The 18,681-nt window shown below is 72.0% G+C and carries 22 protein-coding genes; 18 read left to right on the forward strand and 4 right to left on the reverse strand.

What is annotated here, in order from left to right; all coding sequences use genetic code 11:
- The first annotated feature begins 123 nt into the window (after positions 1-123).
- From purL to AERO9AM_RS03925, 18 genes are all read left to right on the forward strand, one after another.
- Positions 124-2,451, forward strand: coding sequence for a phosphoribosylformylglycinamidine synthase subunit PurL (gene purL / locus AERO9AM_RS03840; protein WP_159574968.1), 2,328 nt, complete (start codon positions 124-126; stop codon positions 2,449-2,451).
- Between the two features lie 17 nt (positions 2,452-2,468).
- Positions 2,469-2,633 carry a hypothetical protein gene (locus tag AERO9AM_RS03845; RefSeq protein ID WP_159574969.1) on the forward strand — a complete coding sequence of 55 codons (165 nt, stop codon included), beginning with the start codon at positions 2,469-2,471 and terminating at the stop codon, positions 2,631-2,633.
- Between the two features lie 87 nt (positions 2,634-2,720).
- Positions 2,721-3,734 carry a LacI family DNA-binding transcriptional regulator gene (locus AERO9AM_RS03850; RefSeq protein WP_159574970.1) on the forward strand — a complete coding sequence of 338 codons (1,014 nt, stop codon included), beginning with the start codon at positions 2,721-2,723 and terminating at the stop codon, positions 3,732-3,734.
- A 139-nt stretch (positions 3,735-3,873) separates the two neighbouring features.
- The gene (locus AERO9AM_RS03855; RefSeq protein ID WP_159574971.1) at positions 3,874-5,247 is read left to right on the forward strand and encodes an APC family permease; all 1,374 of its coding nucleotides are present in this window, start codon (positions 3,874-3,876) and stop codon (positions 5,245-5,247) included.
- Positions 5,248-5,249: 2 nt separating this feature from the next.
- Positions 5,250-6,848: an amidohydrolase gene (locus AERO9AM_RS03860; RefSeq protein ID WP_159574972.1), complete on the forward strand. Its 1,599-nt coding sequence runs from the start codon at positions 5,250-5,252 to the stop codon at positions 6,846-6,848.
- 66 nt (positions 6,849-6,914) lie between these two features.
- Positions 6,915-7,265, forward strand: coding sequence for a TraR/DksA family transcriptional regulator (locus tag AERO9AM_RS03865; RefSeq protein ID WP_159574973.1), 351 nt, complete (start codon positions 6,915-6,917; stop codon positions 7,263-7,265).
- A 145-nt stretch (positions 7,266-7,410) separates the two neighbouring features.
- Positions 7,411-7,842, forward strand: a complete 432-nt coding sequence (locus AERO9AM_RS03870; protein ID WP_159574974.1) for an Asp23/Gls24 family envelope stress response protein — start codon at positions 7,411-7,413, stop codon at positions 7,840-7,842.
- Positions 7,839-8,030 carry a hypothetical protein gene (locus AERO9AM_RS03875; protein WP_159574975.1) on the forward strand — a complete coding sequence of 64 codons (192 nt, stop codon included), beginning with the start codon at positions 7,839-7,841 and terminating at the stop codon, positions 8,028-8,030. Before AERO9AM_RS03870 ends, AERO9AM_RS03875 begins: the two co-directional genes overlap by 4 nt.
- Positions 8,027-8,374, forward strand: a complete 348-nt coding sequence (locus AERO9AM_RS03880) for a hypothetical protein (RefSeq protein WP_159574976.1) — start codon at positions 8,027-8,029, stop codon at positions 8,372-8,374. Before AERO9AM_RS03875 ends, AERO9AM_RS03880 begins: the two co-directional genes overlap by 4 nt.
- Positions 8,371-8,937: a hypothetical protein gene (locus AERO9AM_RS03885; protein WP_159574977.1), complete on the forward strand. Its 567-nt coding sequence runs from the start codon at positions 8,371-8,373 to the stop codon at positions 8,935-8,937. The genes AERO9AM_RS03880 and AERO9AM_RS03885 overlap by 4 nt, the downstream gene beginning before the upstream one ends.
- Positions 8,934-9,545, forward strand: coding sequence for a hypothetical protein (locus AERO9AM_RS03890; protein WP_159574978.1), 612 nt, complete (start codon positions 8,934-8,936; stop codon positions 9,543-9,545). Before AERO9AM_RS03885 ends, AERO9AM_RS03890 begins: the two co-directional genes overlap by 4 nt.
- 60 nt (positions 9,546-9,605) lie before the next feature.
- Positions 9,606-9,845 carry a CsbD family protein gene (locus AERO9AM_RS03895; RefSeq protein ID WP_201298575.1) on the forward strand — a complete coding sequence of 80 codons (240 nt, stop codon included), beginning with the start codon at positions 9,606-9,608 and terminating at the stop codon, positions 9,843-9,845.
- Between the two features lie 42 nt (positions 9,846-9,887).
- Positions 9,888-10,154 carry a GlsB/YeaQ/YmgE family stress response membrane protein gene (locus tag AERO9AM_RS03900; protein WP_159574979.1) on the forward strand — a complete coding sequence of 89 codons (267 nt, stop codon included), beginning with the start codon at positions 9,888-9,890 and terminating at the stop codon, positions 10,152-10,154.
- A 111-nt stretch (positions 10,155-10,265) separates the two neighbouring features.
- Positions 10,266-10,841, forward strand: coding sequence for an RNA polymerase sigma factor (locus AERO9AM_RS03905; protein ID WP_159574980.1), 576 nt, complete (start codon positions 10,266-10,268; stop codon positions 10,839-10,841).
- Positions 10,838-11,458 (forward strand): Asp23/Gls24 family envelope stress response protein, encoded by a 621-nt coding sequence (locus AERO9AM_RS03910; protein ID WP_159574981.1) that lies wholly within the window; start codon positions 10,838-10,840, stop codon positions 11,456-11,458. The genes AERO9AM_RS03905 and AERO9AM_RS03910 overlap by 4 nt, the downstream gene beginning before the upstream one ends.
- Positions 11,455-11,802 (forward strand): hypothetical protein, encoded by a 348-nt coding sequence (locus AERO9AM_RS03915; protein WP_159574982.1) that lies wholly within the window; start codon positions 11,455-11,457, stop codon positions 11,800-11,802. The genes AERO9AM_RS03910 and AERO9AM_RS03915 overlap by 4 nt, the downstream gene beginning before the upstream one ends.
- Before the next feature lie 77 nt (positions 11,803-11,879).
- On the forward strand, positions 11,880-12,755 hold the full coding sequence (locus tag AERO9AM_RS03920) for a hypothetical protein (protein ID WP_201298576.1): 876 nt from the start codon (positions 11,880-11,882) through the stop codon (positions 12,753-12,755).
- 4 nt (positions 12,756-12,759) lie between these two features.
- On the forward strand, positions 12,760-13,785 hold the full coding sequence (locus tag AERO9AM_RS03925; protein ID WP_159574983.1) for a Gfo/Idh/MocA family protein: 1,026 nt from the start codon (positions 12,760-12,762) through the stop codon (positions 13,783-13,785).
- Between the two features lie 13 nt (positions 13,786-13,798).
- Here the strand turns inward: AERO9AM_RS03925 and AERO9AM_RS03930 are convergent, their stop codons facing one another.
- From AERO9AM_RS03930 to AERO9AM_RS03945, 4 genes are all read right to left on the reverse strand, one after another.
- Entirely contained in the window at positions 13,799-14,041 is a 243-nt protein-coding gene (locus tag AERO9AM_RS03930) for a hypothetical protein (RefSeq protein WP_159574984.1), read from the reverse strand.
- Positions 14,042-14,226: 185 nt separating this feature from the next.
- Positions 14,227-15,174, reverse strand: coding sequence for a histidine phosphatase family protein (locus tag AERO9AM_RS03935; protein ID WP_159574985.1), 948 nt, complete (start codon positions 15,172-15,174; stop codon positions 14,227-14,229).
- A gap of 112 nt (positions 15,175-15,286) precedes the next feature.
- Positions 15,287-17,989 (reverse strand): glycoside hydrolase family 3 protein, encoded by a 2,703-nt coding sequence (locus AERO9AM_RS03940; protein WP_159574986.1) that lies wholly within the window; start codon positions 17,987-17,989, stop codon positions 15,287-15,289.
- A 100-nt stretch (positions 17,990-18,089) separates the two neighbouring features.
- Positions 18,090-18,671, reverse strand: coding sequence for a TetR/AcrR family transcriptional regulator (locus tag AERO9AM_RS03945; RefSeq protein WP_159574987.1), 582 nt, complete (start codon positions 18,669-18,671; stop codon positions 18,090-18,092).
- Positions 18,672-18,681 lie beyond the last annotated feature (10 nt).

Below are 18,681 nucleotides of genomic sequence, written 5' to 3' on the forward strand. Positions count from 1 at the left end.
GGCCTGAAAGCGGCTCGGACCTGCGGGGTGACCGCCAGGGAGCGGCGAGTGCGACCGGGATTCGGGCGCTTGTTCGCAAAGTAGACTGGATCCGCCCCGACTCCCCTCTCTCCAGGAGCCCGCGTGACCACCCCGAACACCCCCACCGCACACGTTCCCGACTCCGTCGCGAACGCCGCCGCGACCCCGGAGAAGGAGCAGCCGTACGCGGCGCTCGGCCTCAAGGACGACGAGTACGCGCGGATCCGCGAGATCCTCGGCCGCCGCCCCACCTCGGGCGAGCTGGCGATGTACTCGGTGATGTGGAGCGAGCACTGCTCGTACAAGTCCTCCAAGAACTACCTGCGCCGGTTCGGCCAGAAGGTCTCCGACGAGATGCGCAAGCGCCTCATGGTCGGCATGGGCCAGAACGCCGGCGTCATCGACGTGGGCGAGGGCTGGGCCGTCACCTTCAAGGCCGAGTCGCACAACCACCCGTCGTTCATCGAGCCGTTCCAGGGCGCCGCGACCGGGGTCGGCGGCATCGTCCGCGACATCATCTCGATGGGCGCCCGTCCTGTCGCCGTCATGGACGCCCTCCGCTTCGGCGCCATCGACGACCCCGACACGGCCCGCGTGGTGCACGGCGTCACCGCCGGCATCAGCTTCTACGGCAACTGCCTGGGCCTGCCGAACATCGGCGGCGAGACCGTGTTCGACGCGGTCTACCAGGCGAACCCGCTCGTGAACGCCCTCGCGGTCGGCGTGCTCCGCCACGAGGACCTCAAGCTCGCGAACGCCACCGGCGTCGGCAACAAGGTGGTGCTCTTCGGCGCCCGCACCGGCGGCGACGGCATCGGCGGCGCGTCCATCCTCGCCTCCGACACCTTCGCCGATGGCGGCCCCACCAAGCGCCCCGCGGTGCAGGTCGGCGACCCGTTCGCCGAGAAGGTGCTCATCGAGTGCTGCCTCGAGCTGTATCGGGAGGAACTCGTCGAGGCGATCCAGGACCTCGGCGCCGCCGGCATCTCCTGCGCCACGAGCGAGCTCGCCGCGAACGGCAACTCCGGCATGCACGTGTCGCTCGACAACGTGCTGCTGCGCGATCCCAGCCTGACGGCTGAGGAGATCCTCATGTCGGAGTCGCAGGAGCGCATGATGGCGATCGTCGCGCCCGAGAAGCTCGACGCCTTCCTCGCGGTCGTGAAGAAGTGGGACGTGGAGACCTCGGTCCTCGGCGAGGTCACCGGCGACGGCCGCCTCGTCATCGACTGGCAGGGCGAGCGGATCGTCGACGTGGATCCCTCCACGGTCGCGGTCGACGGCCCGGTCTACGACCGCCCGGTCGCCTACCCCGCCTGGATCGACGCGCTGCAGGCCGACGCGGCCGAGCTGCTCCCCCGTGACAACGACCCGGAGGCGCTCAAGCAGCAGTTCCTGGCGCTGCTGGAGAGCCCGAACCTCGCCGACACCCGCTGGATCACGAACCAGTACGACTACTACGTGCTCGGCAACACCGCCCTCGCGTTCCCCGACGATGCCGGCATGATCCGCGTCGACGAGGAGTCGGGGCTCGGCTTCTCGATCTCGACCGACGCGAACGGCCGCTACAGCCAGCTCGACCCGTACGCGGGCGCGCAGCTCGCCCTCGCCGAGGCGTACCGCAACGTCGCCGTCACCGGCGCCGAGCCCACCGCGATCACCGACTGCCTCAACTTCGGCTCCCCGGAGAACCCCGAGGTCATGTGGCAGTTCGGCCAGACCGTCGACGGCCTCGCCGACGGCTGCTACGAGCTGGGCACCCCGGTCACCGGCGGCAACGTCTCGTTCTACAACCAGACCGGCGACGTGCCGATCCACCCGACCCCGCTGGTCGGCGTGCTCGGCATCATCGACGACGTCTCCCGCAGGATCCCGTCCGGCTGGCAGGACGAGGGGCAGAACATCTACCTGCTCGGCACCACCTCGACGGAGCTGTCCGGATCCGCCTGGGCCGACGTCATCCACGACCACCTCGGCGGCCTGCCGCCCAAGGTCGACCTCGCGGCCGAGAAGCGTCTCGCCGGCCTCATCGCCGCCGCCCGCGACGAGTGGCTGATCTCCTCGGCGCACGACCTGAGCGAGGGCGGCCTCGGGCAGGCCCTCGCCGAGGGCGTCATGCGCTTCGGCGTCGGCGCCCGGGTGTGGCTGACCGAGCTCATGGAGCGCGACGGCGTGGACGCCGCGACGGCCCTGTTCTCCGAGTCGACCGGCCGCGTGATCGTGACCGTGCCGCGCGAGGACGACGTGAAGTTCCAGGGCCTCTGCGAGGGCCGCGGCTACCCGGTGCTGCGCATCGGCGTGACCGACAGTGCCCCTCAGCTCGAGGTGCAGGACGTGTTCACGATCTCGGTCGACGAGCTGCGCGCCACGTCGCAGGCCACGCTGCCGGCCGCGTTCGGCCCGACCGTCGCAGAGCCCGTCGGCGCCTGAGACCACGAGCGGACGACATGGACAGCGCACCGGACCCTTCGACGGGCTCAGGTACCGACGAGGATCTGTCGATCTACTCGGCGCGGCGGCAGCGCCGGATCCGCATCACGGCCTGGGTCGTGATCGTCGCCCTCATCCTCGTGGGCGGCGGATCCACGGTGCTCACGGTGCTGCTCGGCTGAGAGCCGGCTGAGAGCCGCGCGCGGGGTGCGCGAGCCCCGGCACCCCGCGGGGATCCACGGCCCTTCGCACCCGGTAGGTTCGACAGCATGCGACCCGAGCGTGCGGTGACACTGCAGGACATCGCCGACCGGCTCGGCGTGTCCCGCTCGACCGCGTCCTTCGCGATCACCGGCCGGGGCCGCGTGTCGGAGGAGATGCGGCGCCGGGTGCACGAGGTCGCCGAAGAGCTCGGGTACCGCCCCAACACCGTCGCGCGTCACCTCAAGGGCTCGCGCACCGGCATGCTCGCGCTGCGACTGCCGCCGGACAGCACCACCATGTCGTACTACATGGAGGCGACGTTCGGCATCGTGGAGGAGGCCAACCGCGCCGGCATGACGGTGATCATGCTGCCCACCGAGCAGAGCGCCGATCGCGCCGACCAGCTCACCGCCGACGCCGTGATCCTGCTCGACCCCGACCTCAACGACCCGGTCGTGCACACGCTGCTCGCCGGACGCCTGCCGGTGATCACCGGCGAGCCCGTGCCCGCCGGCCTGCCGGAGCCCCGCGCCTGGGTCACCAGCGAGCACGCTCCCGCCGTCCGCGAGCTCATGGACCACCTCCTCGAGCGAGGCGTGCGCCGCCCGGCGATGCTCTTCCCCGAGCTCACCGGATACTGGGCGCTCACCGTGCGCGAGGCCTTCGAGACGTGGTGCGCCGAGCACGACATCCGGCCGCGCATCACCCAGGTGGAGCACCCCGCCCCGCCCGAGGTCATCCACGCGGCGGTCGCGGAGCTCCTCACCGGGGACGACGAGGATCCGGTCGACGCGATCGTGTCGGTCTCCGACGGCACCGTGCTCAGCGTGGTCACGAGCGCGCAGCAGCTGGGCCGCCGCGTCGGGGCGGATCTGCTCGTGGCCGCCCTCGTCGACACCGAGGTGCTGTCGCTGACGCGCCCGTCCATCACGGCGATCGACCTGCATGCTCGGGAGTTCGGGCGTCGCTGCGTCCGCGCCGCCATCGCCGTGCTCGATGAGGACGGCGACTCCGCCCCGATCAGCGAGGTCGTGCCGATCACCGTGCACTTCCGGGCGTCCACCCGCGGCGACGTCTGACCCCGCACGGGTCGCCGCTGCGCGGCGTGCATCCCGGGAGTGTCTTGCACTGCTTTATCGATATTGCTATTCTTCTTGAACCCCGAACCATCGACCTCTGCGGCCGACGACGATGTCGCGTCCGCCTTCCAGGAGCATCATGTCCACCTCCGACGAATCCCTCGCCTCACCGACCGAACTCACCGCACAGGTCACCGAAGGGCGGTTCCGGCGCGTGCTCGGCGTGCCCTCGCTCGTGCTGTTCGGCCTCGTCTACATGGTTCCGCTGACCGCGTTCACGACGTACGGCATCGTGACGCAGCTCACCGGAGGCCGCGTCGCGATGACGTACGTCATCACCCTCGTGGCGATGGTGTTCACCGCCCGGTCCTACGCGCGGATGTCCGTCGCCTACCCGTACTCCGGATCCGCCTACGTCTACACGCAGCAGTCCTTCGGCGGCGCCATCGGCTTCCTCGCCGGCTGGGCGCTGCTGCTCGACTACCTGTTCCTGCCGATGATCAACTACCTCATCATCGGGCTGTACATGGGCAGCAGCTTCCCGGGAGTGCCCTCGTGGATCTGGATCCTCCTCGCGATCGCCCTCGTCACGGTGCTCAACATCATCGGCATCGTCTCGGTCGCCCGCGCGAACTTCGTCATCATCGCGGTGCAGGCGGTGTTCATCGTCGCCTTCATCGCGCTGTCGGTGGGCGCAGCGGCCGGCCACGGCGCAGACCCGCTCGCTCCCTTCACCGGCGACGGCACCGTCGGCAGCTTCTTCCCGCTGTTCCAGGGCGCCGCGATCCTCTGCCTGTCGTTCCTGGGCTTCGACTCGGTCTCGACGCTCTCGGAGGAGGCGAAGGACTCCCGGCGCACCGTGCCGCGCGCCATCATGATCGTCACGATCGCCGCCGGCCTGCTCTTCATCCTGCTGACCTACGTGGCGCAGATCGCGTACCCGTCGAACCACTTCACCTCGGCCGACACGGCGAGCATCGAGGTCGTCGCCTCGCTCGGGCAGCAGTGGCTCTCGGTCCTGTTCATCGCCGGCTTCATCGCCGGCAGCATCGGATCCGCGCTCACCTCACAGGCCTCCGTCGCCCGCATCCTCTTCGCCATGGGACGCGACGGCGTACTGCCGCGCGCCGTGTTCGGGCACCTGAACAAGCGCTTCGGCACCCCGGTGATCCCGATCCTCATCGTCTCGGCCGTGTCCCTGTACGCCCTGTTCGCCGATCTGCTCACCGTGTCGAACATGATCAGCTTCGGTGCGCTCATCGCGTTCTCCTGCGTGAACCTGTCCACGATCAAGCACTACTTCGTCGACCGCGGCGAGCGCGGCGGATGGCACGCGGTCGACAACCTGGTGCTGCCCGGCATCGGGTTCGCCCTCACCGTGTGGCTGTGGACCAACCTCACCGGCATGACCTTCCTCGTCGGCCTCTCCTGGCTCGCGGTCGGCTTCGTGCTGCTGCTCATCGTCACGCGGTTCTTCCGCCGCCCCACCCCGACCCTGGATCTGAAGGAGTGACGTTGGTCGACACGATCGTGATCGGGGCGCGCGTGCACGCGCTCGCCCCCGAGACCCCCGAGGGCGCGGACGCCGTCGCGATCACCGCCGGCCGGATCAGCGCCGTAGGGCCGCGATCGGAGATCCTGCCTCTCGCGGACGCCGGGACCGAGCTCATCACCCACCCGACGGCGACGATCATCCCCGGGCTCGTCGACGCGCACAGCCACCCGATCTACAGCCTGGGCATCACCCGGGGGCTGTCGCTGACCGGCGTGCACACCTATGCCGAGCTCGTCGCCGCCCTGGAACGGGGCCGGGACGATCAGTCGGACGAGGAGTGGTTCCTGGCGTGGGGTCTGGATCCGACCGCGTTCGAGGGGCGTCCGATCAGCAACGCCGCGCTGCACGAGGTGCTCGGCGCCGACCGCCCCGCCTACATCACGATGTTCGACGCGCATTCCGGCATCGCCTCGGCGGCCGCCCTCGCGCGTGCCGGCATCGACACCCCGGTGACGCATCCGGACGGATCCGGTGCCGCGGGCGATGAGCAGGGCGAGCTCACCGGGCACCTGATCGAGTTCCCCACCATGGAGATCGTCGAACGGGTGCTCCCTGCGCTCGGCTTCGCCGACCGGGTCGCACAGCTGCAGCGGGTGCTGTCCGACATGGCCGCCGTCGGCATCACCGCGGCGCACGTCATGGATCTGCAGGACGCCGACGCCCTCGACCTGCTCGCGGCCATCGAGGCCACGGGTGAGCTGCCCGTGCGCCTGCGGATCTCCCCGTGGGTCACGCCGGAGACGACGGATGAGGAGGTCGCCGAGCTCATCGCGATGCAGGGCCGTGGCGGCCGCCGCTACCGGATCGAAGGGGTGAAGTTCTTCATCGACGGCACGGTCGAGGGCGGCACCGCGTGGCTGTCGCGCCCCGATGCGGAGGGCGAGGGCCTGGCGTCCGCGTGGACGCCCGCGGAGGCCTACGCGGAACGGGTGCGTCAGTTCGACCACGCCGGGGTGCCCACCGCGACGCACGCCATCGGCGAGCAGGGGATCCGGTTCGTGGCGGAGACGCTGGCGGCCCTGCCGCGCGGCGGGGTGCCGCACCGCATCGAGCACATCGAATCGGTCGAGGACGACGTGATCGCCCTGATCGGCGCGAGCGGGATCGTCGCCAGCATGCAGCCCACGCACTGCACGCATCACGTGCGCCAGGACGGATCCGATGACTGGTCGCGCCGGCTCGGCGCGGAGCGGGCGGCGCGCGCCTGGCGCACCGCCGACGTGCGCCGCAGCGGAGCCGTGCTCGCCCTGGGCTCGGACTGGCCCGTGGCCGCCTTCGACCCGTGGGAGATCATGGCCGACGCTCAGGGGCGCCGGCGCGTCGCCGCTCCCGGGTCCGCGCCCGTCCGGCCGGACCAGGCGCTCACCGCGCGTGAGGCCCTGGAGGGGTACACGACGCACGCCCACCGGGCAGCGGGGTCCGACGGCGGGCGGCTCGTGCCCGGCGCACCGGCGGACCTGGTCGTCGTCGACCGCGACCCGCTGGCGGCCTCGCCCGAGGAGATCCTCGGCGCGCGCGTTCTGCTCACCCTCGTCGACGGCGTGCCGACGCACGGCTGAGACCCGGGGCCGAGGCCCGGGCGCCCTCCGGCCCTCTGCCGCGACGGTGCGCCTAGAGTGGCCCGCATGACGGTCGACAGCCGCACCCTGCTCGAAGAGCTCCGCGCCGACGCCGCAGCGCAGGCCGATGCGGCGAGCGCTGCCCTGCAGGATCTGCTGCACGATCGGGAGGGATCCCACGACGACGACGAGCACGACCCGGAGGGCGTGACGCTCTCGTCCGAGTGGTCCCGCCTCGCCGGGCTCGCCGAGGCCGCCACGGAGAAGCTGCAGCAGGTCGACGACGCGATCGCGCGCCTCGACGCCGGCACCTACGGCATCTGCGCATCCTGCGGCGGGCCCATCCCGCCGGGCCGTCTGGAGGTGCGCCCGTTCGCCGAGTACTGCGTCGCCTGCGCGGAGAAGCTCGGCCGCTGATCCGCTCTGCGGCAGACCGCTCCCAGAACCGTTCCGGACTTTTTTGTGACGAATCCGCTCGCGCCCCCGTCAAAGAGATGACGTCGCAAGAGCGGCGCTCACGGGACGCGCACGGAGGGTGCGCGAGGCCGAAGGGGAGAAGCACATGGCGAACGACATCACCACCGGCAAGCAGGCCGCTCAGGCGACCGGGGCCCAGACCGGCAAGACCACGATCGAGGATGCGGTCGTCGCGAAGATCGCCGGCATCGCGGCGCGCGAGGTCCCGGGTGTGCACGCGCTCGGCGGCGGCGCCGCGCGCGTCGTCGGAGCGATCCGCGATGCCCTGAACTCCACCGATCTCGCCCAGGGCATCGGTGTCGAGGTCGGCGAACGACAGGTCGCGGTCGACGTGACGCTCGTCGCCGAGTATCCGGTCTCGCTGCAGGATCTCGCGTCCGCGGTGCGGGCGGCGGTGTACACCGCGATGGAGCAGCTCGTGGGCCTCGAGGTGACCGAGGTCAACGTCACCGTCAACGACGTGCACATCCCGTCCGACGACGAGGGTGACGACGCCCAGGAGGCGCGAGTCCAGTGACCGCGAGCACCATCGGCGCCGCCGTCGGTGCGGTGCTGGCACTGACCTGGGTCGCCTTCGGCTTCTGGGCCTTCCTGTTCGTGGGTCTGGCGATGCTCGCCGGCCTGGGCGTGGCCCGGGTCGCGAACGGCGAGATCGACCTGCGCGGGCTCGCCCAGGCGCTGCGGGGGCGGCGCACGTCGTCATGACTGCGGAGGCTACGGCGCCCGCCGAGCCTGTCGCGCAGCGGGGACGCACGATCCTGACCGGTCAGGCGCTGCGGCACCTCGCCGTGGCCCTGGTCGCGGAGGCGTCGGGAGCCCCCGCGCGCGAGATCTCCGTGCGCTGGACGGACGACCGGGGCGGTCTGCACGCCGCGGTGTCCGTGCCGCTGATGCTCGGCGATGCCGCGGAGCGAACGCTGGCCGACCGGGGAGCCGATCTCCGCTCGGCCCTGATGGCGGGTATGGCCGAGCGAGCGGGACGCCGGGTGGGCGGGGTCGATCTCCGTTACACGGGAGTCCGCCGCATCCAGAGCAGGAGGGTCCGATGAGCACGCAGCTGGCCACGTCGCGGCGTCTTCTGCGCCGCGAGCTCCGCGCCTCGCGCACGGCGCCTGCGGCCGTGGTCGCGATCGCGCTTCTGACAGCGATCGTCGCGACCGCCGCCGTGTGCCTGTGGACCACGGGGGACCCGCGGGTGGGGGCAGCGGTCGGCGACGCGGTCGCGTTCGCACGGTCGGCATGGGAGGAGCCGGCCGTGCGCGCGGCCGCGGCGCTGGCCGCGGCCGTCGTCGGGCTGATCCTCCTGGGGCTGGCGCTCGTCCCCGGCCGGCGCGCCCGCCATGGACGTGCGGCGGGACGGGTCGAGCTGATCGTCGACGACGGACTGCTCGCCGACTCCGCGGCACACGCGGTGGCGGAGCGCTGCGCGCTGCCTCCGTCGCAGGTCTCGGTGACCGTGACGGCGCGACGCGCGCGCGTGCGGATCCGCCCGATCAGCGGCGTGCCCGTCGACGAGAGCGCGGCCGCGGGCGCGGCGCGGCGCGAGCTGGAACGGCTCGGCTTCGCGCTGCGTCCGATCGTGACCGTGTCGTCGAAGGGGGTGCTGGCATGAGGACGAGATCCCGGATCCTGAACCGGACGCTGCTGCTCCTCGCCGGAGCCCTTGCCCTGGCCGGTGCGCTCCTGGCCGCGCGGCCGCTGCTGCCTCCGCGGCTGATCGCACCGTGGTGGGAGCCTCTGCATCGCACGACCGGCGACCTCGTGGACGCCGCCGGGCGCTGGCGGATCCGCCTCGGCGCCGAGGTGGTCGACGGACGCGCGGTGGTGCTCGGCGCGATCGGCCTGGCGATCGCGGTGCTGCTCGGCGCGTTCCTGGCCACCCGTCGTCGCCGCCGCACCCGCACGGTGCTCGCGTTCGCCGACCGCGACGGCACCACGGCAGTGGACGAGTCGATCGCCGACGCGGTGCTCGCGGACCCGCTGCGCACGCGTGCCGATGTGCTCTCCTCGCGGACCAGGGCGTACCGGATGGCGGGCAGGACCGCACTGCGCGTCGCCGTCGTGCCCCGCTCCGGCGCCGACCTGGCCGGGCTCCTCGCCGACGCGCAGCGCAGGGTGTCGGACTGGGATGCGCTGAGCGGCGCGCAGACGCCCGTGGTGGTGCACCTCGCCGACCGCGGCGGATTCGACCGGCTGCGGTCCGCGGCGAAGGTGCGCTGACGTCCGCGCGACCACGAACGACCGGCGACAGAGCGCGCCGGGTGAGAGAAAGGAACGAACATGAGCCTCAAGGACAAGGCCGAGGCGAAGGGCCAGCAGATCCTCGGATCGGCGCAGGAGAAGGTGGGCGACGCCACGGGGAACGAGCGGATCGCCGAACGGGGCCGCGAGCACCAGGCGGAGGGACGCCTGAAGGAGGCCGTCGCCGACGTCACCGAGACCGTTGCGGATGCGGCGGACAAGGTCAAGGACGTCGCGCAGGACGCGGCCGATCGAGTAGGACGACTCTTCAAGAAGTGAACCCGCTCCGGCAAGGCCGGAGCCGACGAAAGGAAACAACCCATGGGATTCCTCGGATTCCTCCTCCTCGGCCTCATCGCCGGGGCGATCGCCAAGCTGATCCTGCCCGGCAAGCAGGGCGGCGGCTGGTTCGTGACTCTGCTGCTGGGTGTCGTCGGCGCCCTCCTGGGCGGATGGCTCGGCGGGCTGATCTTCCACGTCGGCCTGGAGTCCTTCTTCAGCCTCTCGACCTGGCTGCTGGCGATCGGCGGCTCGGTGGTCGTCCTGCTGATCTACGGCCTCATCGTCGGCCGACGAGGCGACGCCTGACCCGTCGTGTCGTGCCCGCCGCACGAGGCGGGGCGGGTCACCATGGGGTCGGTGCTGCGGCGCCGGCCCCATGGTGACGACAGGAACGTCGCCTCGAAGGGAGAGTGATCGATGACCGGCCCTGATGGCCGACCGGCCCTCGACGGCGCCGACGACCGCACGCTTGCGGGGCGTGCGGCGGACGGGGACGTGGAGGCGTTCGCGGTGCTGGTGCGCCGCTACACCCCGCTCCTGCGCGCATACGCCCGCCGCATCCTCAGCGGGACGGCGAGCCTGGACGACATCGTCCAGGAGAGCTTCGTCACGGCGTGGCAGCGTCTGCCGGAGCTCGACGACCCCGGTCGCGTACGCGGCTGGCTCATGCGGATCGTGAGCAGGAAGGCGATCGACGAGGTGCGCGCGGTGCGCCCGCACCTCGACCTGGACGCGGTGGAAGGCGCCGAGCTCCGCGCCCGTCCCGACGAAGGCCCTGAGCGACGCGCCGAGCACCGCGCCGAGCTGACCGCACTCGCCGACGCCCTGGCCGAGCTGCCCGGTGCGCAGCGCGAGGCCTGGGTGCTGCGCGAGATCGGCGGCTGCTCGTACGACGAGATCGCGGAGCAGCTGGATCAGCCGGTGAGCACGGTGCGCGGCCTGCTCGCCCGCGCCCGCAAGCACATCATCGTGCGAATGGAGGAGTGGCGATGACTCGCGACGACAGCACGGGCGCGAACGCCCTCGGCTTCGAGCCCGAAGACCTCGACGGCCACACCATGGACGAATTGTCGGACTACCTCGACGCCGGCCGGATCCCGGTGGATCCGACGATCGAGGCGTCACCGGGCTGCAGGATCGCGCTCGACGCCCTGGAGCGGCTGCGGCGACTCGGACCGGCGCTGCTCGAACAGGACACCGCGGTGGAACCGCAGCCGGACGACAACTGGGTGCGGTCGATCATCGACGGCATCGCGCGGGACGCGCGCGCGGGACGCCGCATCCCGTTCCCGGTCGCCGAGCCCGACGACGACCTCGCCATCACCGAAGGCGCGGTGCGCGGGCTCATCCGCGCCGCCGGCGACGGGGTCCCCGGGGTGCTCGTGGGACGAAGCCGTCTGGACGGCGAGGTGACCGTTCCGGGCGCCCCCGTCCGGATCGAGGTGGAGGCGAGCGTGGCCTACGGTTTCCCCATCGCCCGCCTCGCCGAGCGTCTGCGCGAAGCGATCGGCGAGCGCCTGCGCACGCACACCGAGCTGAACATCACGGGGATCGACGTCGTGGTGCACGATGTGAGGGATCTTCCGACCCGGGGAGGGGACGCGAGATGACCGAGGACGAGGCCGCAGAGCTGGCGGCGCGGATCGAGCAGGACCTGCTCGCGGAGCCCGGTGTCCGCGCGGTCTATCCGGCGTCGGGCGGGGGGAGGCTGCGCGAGGCCGCGGCCAAGCTGCTGGGCGCCGACGACGGCCCTGCGCGCGTCGTCGTCCGCCCGGGGGAGGTCGCGCAGGTCGAGGTCGCCCTGGGGGTCGACGACGTCCGGCCCGCGCACGAGACGGCGCGGGCGGCGCAGCGGGTCATCCGCCGCGCCGCCTCGGTCCCGGTGCGGATCCGCCTCACGGTGGCGCACCTCGACGCCTCCCCGCACGAGCACGGCACCACGACGGCGATCTGACGCATCACGCCGCGCTCCTGCGGCCCTGCACCGACCGATGACGACGCGGATCCGACCGGCATAGGCTGAGGGGCATCATGAACCCCTTCGACCAAGCCCTGCAGTGGTTCTTCGAGCACTGGTGGATCATCTTCATCATCGGCCCGGTCGTGGGTGGTGCCTTCGGCACCGTGAGCCGCTCGCTGGAGCGCGGGGCCAAGCGGCGGCACGAGCGGCGGATGGAGGCGCTGCGCCTCAAGGGCGAGATCAAGGCGGCGCAGCTCGCCGCACGCGGACGCATCGCGCCGCAGGCGTCGGCGCAGGCCGCGCCTCATCCCCAGGAGAACGCGTCGAAGGAGCTGCTGTTGCGCCTGTTCGCGGAGCACGACGAGATCACGGCGCGCTGGCTGGACTACGAGCTGGACGTCGCGAAGATGATCGCGTTCCCCGCCATGAGCGACGGCCGCCAGCCGCTGACCGCCGCGTTCCTGCGGGCGAAGAAGATCGCCGACGCGCTGCGTCCGAGCTCGGCCGACGCGAAGGTGACGGAGCAGCAGATCTCCGACTACCTCGACGCGGTCGGCGACTACGCGGTGGCGTTCGAGGTCGCGGAGAAGGATGCGCGGCGCCTCCGCGACTCCACGTTCACCGACGACGAGCGCAAGCGCCTCGAGCGCGCACAGCACATGCTGAAGGTCGCGGTCGACCAGTCGGCCACCGCTGCCGAGCGCCAGACCGCCTACCGTCGCGTGCGGGAGGAGCTGGACGGCCTCATCGACCTGTCCGACGCCGCCGTCGCGAACCTCGAGAAGAAGGTCGCGCTGCAGCTGGAGTCGAACCACCCGGCCGCCGCAGAGCCGGATCCGATTCCGAGGGCGGAGCCGGATCCGATTCCGCGAACCGCACAGACCCGGGCGCAGGACCGGCGCGCTGCCTCCGGGCCCGCTGCCCCGCTGCCGCACCCGGAGCCCTGAGCCGATGGCGGCACAGGGAGCGCCGCTGCGCGTCGGCCTCATCGGGGCCGGCGGCATCGCCGCCTCGCACCTCGACGCCTGGCAGGCGATCGGCGCGGAGTGCACGCTCTTCTCCCGAACCCGCCCCGAAGCACTGGCCGCACGGTTCGGCGTGGAGATCGCGGACGACGTGGATGCGCTCATCGGCCTCGTCGACGTGGTGGGGGTGCTCTCGCCGACGCCGACGCACCTCGGATACGCGCTGCAGGCGATCGCGCGGGGGCGGCACGTGGTGTGCGAGAAGCCCCTCGCGATGTCGGCCGTGGAGGCGCAGCGGATCGCGGACGCCTCCGAGGCCGCCGGTGTGGGGCTGTTCCCGGCGCACGTGGTGCGCTACTTCTCCGCGTATCGGCGGATCCAGCAGGAGATCGCGGCGGGCGGCATCGGCGCACTGCAGACCCTGAGGCTGAGCCGGTCGGGCGCGGGCCCTGCGCCGGGGTGGTTCTACGACGAGGGCGCCGGCGGCGGGCTCATCCGCGACCTGCTCATCCACGACATCGACCAGGCGCTCTGGCTCGCGGGCCCCGTGACGTCGGTCGCGGCCCGGCAGGATCCGCCCAGCGTCTCCGGCCGGCTCGCCGCCCCTGTGACCGCGACCGTGGAGCTGCGCCACGAGAACGGCGTCACCACCCGGATCGGCGGCGGCTGGCTGGGCGAGGGCGCGCCGTTCCGCACCGCGATCGAGGCGGTGGGCGCCGACGGGGTGCTCACGCACGACAGCGCCGCGGAGGCCGACACCGCCCGCGGGGTCACCGCCGCCGGCCCCGCCGGAGCTTCCGCCGAGGATCCCGGCTACCTCCCGCCGCCCACGGAAGACCAGCCCTATCGCGCGCAGATCGCCGACTTCGCGGAGGCGCTGCGCACCGGCGGCCCCGCTCGCGTCACGCCCGCCGACGGCGTGGCCGCGGTGGCCGTGGTCGACGCGGCGTATGCGTCCCTCGCCACGGGCGGCTCGGCCGTCCCGGCGCAGTTCGACGCCGGAACGGGCTAGCCGCGGCCGGGGATCAGGATCCGTAGGGGGTGCGGTACGTGAACCACCAGCCGCCGTTCTGCGGGTAGCAGGAGTTCTGCACCTTCGTCCATGACGAGTTGTAGGTCCGCTCGACGGCCTTGCACTTCGTGTAGGTCGAGAACGGTCCGACCCAGGTGAGCGTGTACGCGTTGGCAGGAACGACCGTCCCCAGCACCAGCGCACCCGAGAGCGCCCCGGCGAGGAGCAGCTTCCTGCCGATTCCCATCTTCTTCATGATGTCCTCCGGTCCTCCGAACGGACGCCTTCCGCGTCCTGGCAGGAGCCTGCCGCATCCCGTCGCCGCCGCCAATGGGGAGGACTCCCCATTGGCCAGATCCGCTCCCGCTGCGCGGCCACGCCGCGAACGCGACGGGGGCGCTCCCCGCCGGTTCGAGGAGCGCGCACGTCGAGCATCCCCGCTCAGGGCTGCGGGTAGTACGCCTTGCTGCCGACGGGACCGTCGATCGTGAAGGATCCGTTCTTGTAGAGCACCTTCGTCACCCCGAGGTTCGGCACGCCCGTGGCCGGCATCGCCGGGACGGCGCCCGTGGTGTCGCGCATGTCGGGCGCGCCGGCGAAGCAGGAGATCGAGAGGCCGCTGGAGACGATGAAGACCGTCTTCTCGTTCTTGTCCACGGCCTTCGCGGCGATCTCGGCGAGGGCGTCGGTCATCCGCGCGTCCACGTCCGCGCAGTCCTCCGCGGGCAGGCCCAGCTGCGGCGCGTCGGCGACGGCCTTGATCGCGGCCATCATCCCGTACAGGCCGTGCTGGGCGATCGCGATGCCCTGCATCGTCTGCCAGCCGCCGTTCTGGCCGTTCGCGTCGGCCGGCGCAGTCGGGGCCGCGTCGTGGTCGATCGTGTAGCCGAGGTGCTCGACCGCGGCGCTCCACAGCTCCTCGTTCTCCTTGCCCTCGTACTTGCCGAAGTTCACCTCGCGCAGCCGTGCATCCTGCGTCACCGTGAGGTGCGCCTGGCCCGCGCCCTGCAGGGCGTAGGTCGCCGTCTCGAAGTGCCGCTTGCCGTCGGCCGAGTACGCCGCGGCGAGGGGTCCGACCGCCGCGCCGAGGTTCGCGCCGACGGCCACGGCGAGCGGACGCCCCTCGTCGAGCCTGCCGACCGGTGCGGTCGCGACCGGCTTGGTGCCGACGAGCAGCGGTGAGTCCGACCAGCCCTGCACCGTGTCGGTCTGGTTCAGGATGGTGCGGCCGTGGCGCGTGAGGTAGATCGTGACGGTGCGGTCCGCCTTGCTGTTGCCGGCCGCGACGGTCGTCGGCGTCGGAGCGGCCGCGGCGGAGACGGCGGTGAGGGTGGTCGCCGCGAGCAGTGCGGCGGTGACCGCCGCGACGCGGATGACGTGCTTGTTCATGCTTCTCTCCTTGCGGGGTGGCGTATCGAGGGGATGGGGGATCGAGGGGACGGCGGATCGAGGGCGTGGGGAATCCGGGCGCGACGATGCGCCCCGGTCTCCGGCCGCTGGTTCAGAGGGCGAGCGCGGTCGCCGAGAGGGCGAGGGGTGCGCTCAGACGGATGTCGCGCGACGAGACCCCGACGCGGATCTCCGCGGGACCGGCAGCCGGTCGCCAGTCGTGCGCGACCACGTCGAAGTACGACACCACCCGCCGCGGGATCCGCACGCTCACGCGCTCGGACCGTCCCGGATCCAGCCGCACCTTCGCGAACCCGGCGAGCTGCTGCGGCGGCATGGGCACCGGGGCGGTGACGTCGCCCGCGTAGACCTGGACGACGCAAGCGCCCGGTCGTGCGCCGGTGTTGCGCACGGTGACGGTCGCGATGCCCGCGTCGTCGCCCTCCGCGGGGGCGACGACGAGGTCCTCGAGCTCCCACGTGGTGTAGCCGAGGCCGTGCCCGAACGGATAGGCGGGCTCCAGATCGTGCGCGTCGAAGGCGCGGTAGCCGACGAAGACGCCCTCGTCGTAGTGCACCCGTCCGTCCACGCCCGGGTAGGTGCGGGCGTCGCGCGCCGGCGTCTGCGCGAGCTCCACCGGCAGCGTCAGCGGCAGCCGCCCGCCGGGCTCGGCGGCACCGGTGAGCACCCGGGCGAGCGCGTCGCCCTGGGCCTGCCCGGGGTACCACGCCTGCAGCAGCGCGGCGGGCTCCGCGCCCCATCCGGTGACGTCGACGGGGGCGCCGGTCATCAGCACCACCACCGTGCGCGGGTTCGCCGCGAGCACGGCGCGGATCAGGTCGTCCTGACCGGAGGGCAGCTGCATGCCGGGGCGGTCGTCGGCCTCCGCCTCGTAGCTGCGGACGACGACCACGGCGACATCCGCGGATGCCGCGGCCGTCGCGGCACGCGTCACGTCGGGTGCGACGACGCCGGCCGGCGGCACCCAGCCGAGCCGCAGCTTCGCGCCGATCAGGAAGCCCTGCGAGGGGTGATCGGCGGCGTACGACAGCCGGAGCGCGTAAGTGCGGCCTGCCTGCAGCCGCACGACGACCTCGTCGATCGCGACGTCGGGCTGTCCCCCGTCGCCGCCCCAGCCGTACGGTCGCGGCTCATCGGAGACCGCGGAGCCGCCATCCACGGCCGCGGAGCCGTCGCCATCGACCGCGGAGCCTTTGGCGAGGTCGATCGCGGCAGCCTCGGCCGGGACGCTCGCCTCCGCGGCGGCGTCCGCCCCGGAACGGACCACGACCCGGCCGTCGAGCTCGAAGGTGCAGGATCCGAGGCTCGTGATCACGAACCGGTAGGAGCCCGTGACGGGCACGGTCAGGGTGCCGGTGTACCGCGCGGACATCTGCGCGTTCAGCTCCGTGGGGAGCTTCTCATAGCGGGCTGACGATGCGTTGAACCCGGGGAAGTTGTGGAAGCCGTGCAGCAGCTCGATCTTCCCGTCGACCCGGCTCACCAGCGGATCCCCGTCGAAGGACGGGTTCGCCCAGTACTCGGCGTGCAGCCCGACCTCGCCCGAGGGCGTGCGGAAGAAGCCGGAGCCGATCGGGTCCGCCCCGGGCAGCAGCGCTCCGGGGGTGACCGGATCGACGCCGTACTCCACGACGACCTCGACGTCGTCGCCCAGGGCTCGTCGCAGCCCGTCCGCAGGCGAGACGCCGCGGGTCGGCTTCACCTGGGAGCTGCCCCCGCCCTGCGCGCTCCACGCGTCCACGTCCGGCCCGATCAGCGCGACCCGCCGCACGCCGGTGAGCGGCAGGATCCCGTCGTTGCGCAGCAGCACCATGCCGTCCTCGGCGATCGCCTGGGCGACGGCGTGGTGCTCCTCGACGGCGAGGTCGGCCACCCCGACGGGGTTCTCCCGCTGACCCAGCCCGATCATGGGCCGCAGGATGTTGCGCACCTTCTCATCGATGACCGCCTCGGACACACGCCCCTCGTGCACCGCGGACAGCAGCTGACCGCCCCAGAAGCCCTCGTTCGGCTGCTCCTGGTCCAGGCCCGCGTTCGCCGCCTCCGCAGTGGAGTGGTTTGCGCCGTAGTCGCTCATGATCCAGCCCCGGAACCCGAAGTCGCGGCGCAGGATGTCGTGCAGGAGCTGCGGATTCTCGCACGCGAATGCGCCGTTCACGCGGTTGAACGAGCCCATCATCGAGGCGACCCCGCCCTCCCTGACGAGCGCCTCGAACGGCGGCAGATACAGCTCCCTCATGGTGCGCTCGTCGATCACCGCGTCCACGCTCGACCGGTGGTCCTCCTGGTTGTTGATCGCGTAGTGCTTGGCGCAGGCCTGCACGCCCTGCTCCTGGATGCCGCGCACGACGGCGACCCCGATGGCCGACTGCAGCAGCGGGTCCTCCCCGAACGACTCGAACGTGCGCCCGCCGACAGGCACCCGGGCGATGTCGACGGCGGGGCCCAGCGACACGTTGTGGTCGCTCGCCCGGCACTCCGCGCCGATGACCGAGCCGTAGGCGGCGGCCTGAGCCGGATCCCAGGTGGCGGCGAGTGCGATCGGCGCGGGCAGCGACGTGGCCCTGCCCTCGTGGACGTCGCCCTTGTTGATCCGCACGCCCGCGGGGCCGTCCGCCATCTGGATGTTCGGGATGCCGAGCCGCTCGACGCCGTCGGCGTAGAAGCCGAAGTCCCAGTTCAGATCGCCGGTGACGAACGCCACCTTCTCGTCGAGCGTCAGCTGCGCGAGGAGCTCCTCGACGCGCGCATCGGTGGCCGCGGAATCCCAGTCGGCGCCGGACTTCTCGGACATGCACCCTCCATCGGGCTGGGCGCGCCGCCTCGTTGCGGTGCGCGAGTGCACCGAGTCTGGCCGGAAAACCTTAACGAGTCAAGTATTCGAAACGGCCTGGTCACTCGGCGTGCGAGACCGCCACGATCCCGTCCCAGAGCCGGCGCAGACGCGCCACCATGTCGATCGTGTGGTCGTTGAGCCACTGCAGCTGCAGACCGTCCGCGGCGGCCACGAGCAGATCGACGGCGGCGGAGACGTCGATGGCGCGGCCGATCGCCCCGTCGTCCTGGGCGCGATGGATGACTCCCGTGAGCTGGTCGCGGAGCCACGCGTACCGCTCGAGGAAGAACGCATGCGCAGGGTGCTCGGGGATGCTCGCCTCGGCGGAGAACTCGACGTAGAGCCGCACCAGACCCGGCACCTCGGCGTTGTGCGCGATGACGGCGAAGAACCCCTCGATGGTCGGATCCGGCGCGAAGTAGGTCTCGAGGTCGCGGAGATCGCGGGCGCGCAGCACCTCCTGGTACAGCTCCTCCCGCGACGCGAAGTAGTGCATGAGTCCGGCCTGGGTGAGGCCGACCCGACCTGCGATCTCGCGGTTCGACGCCTTCCGGCAGCCCTTCACGGCCACGACGTCGAGCGCGACGGAGAGGATCTCCTCGCGCTTCGCTGTTCCCTTGGCGTACGGGCCCCGCTTCACGTTTGCCAGA

Source organism: Microbacterium sp. 8M (assembly GCF_902506375.1).
Lineage (GTDB): Bacteria > Actinomycetota > Actinomycetes > Actinomycetales > Microbacteriaceae > Microbacterium.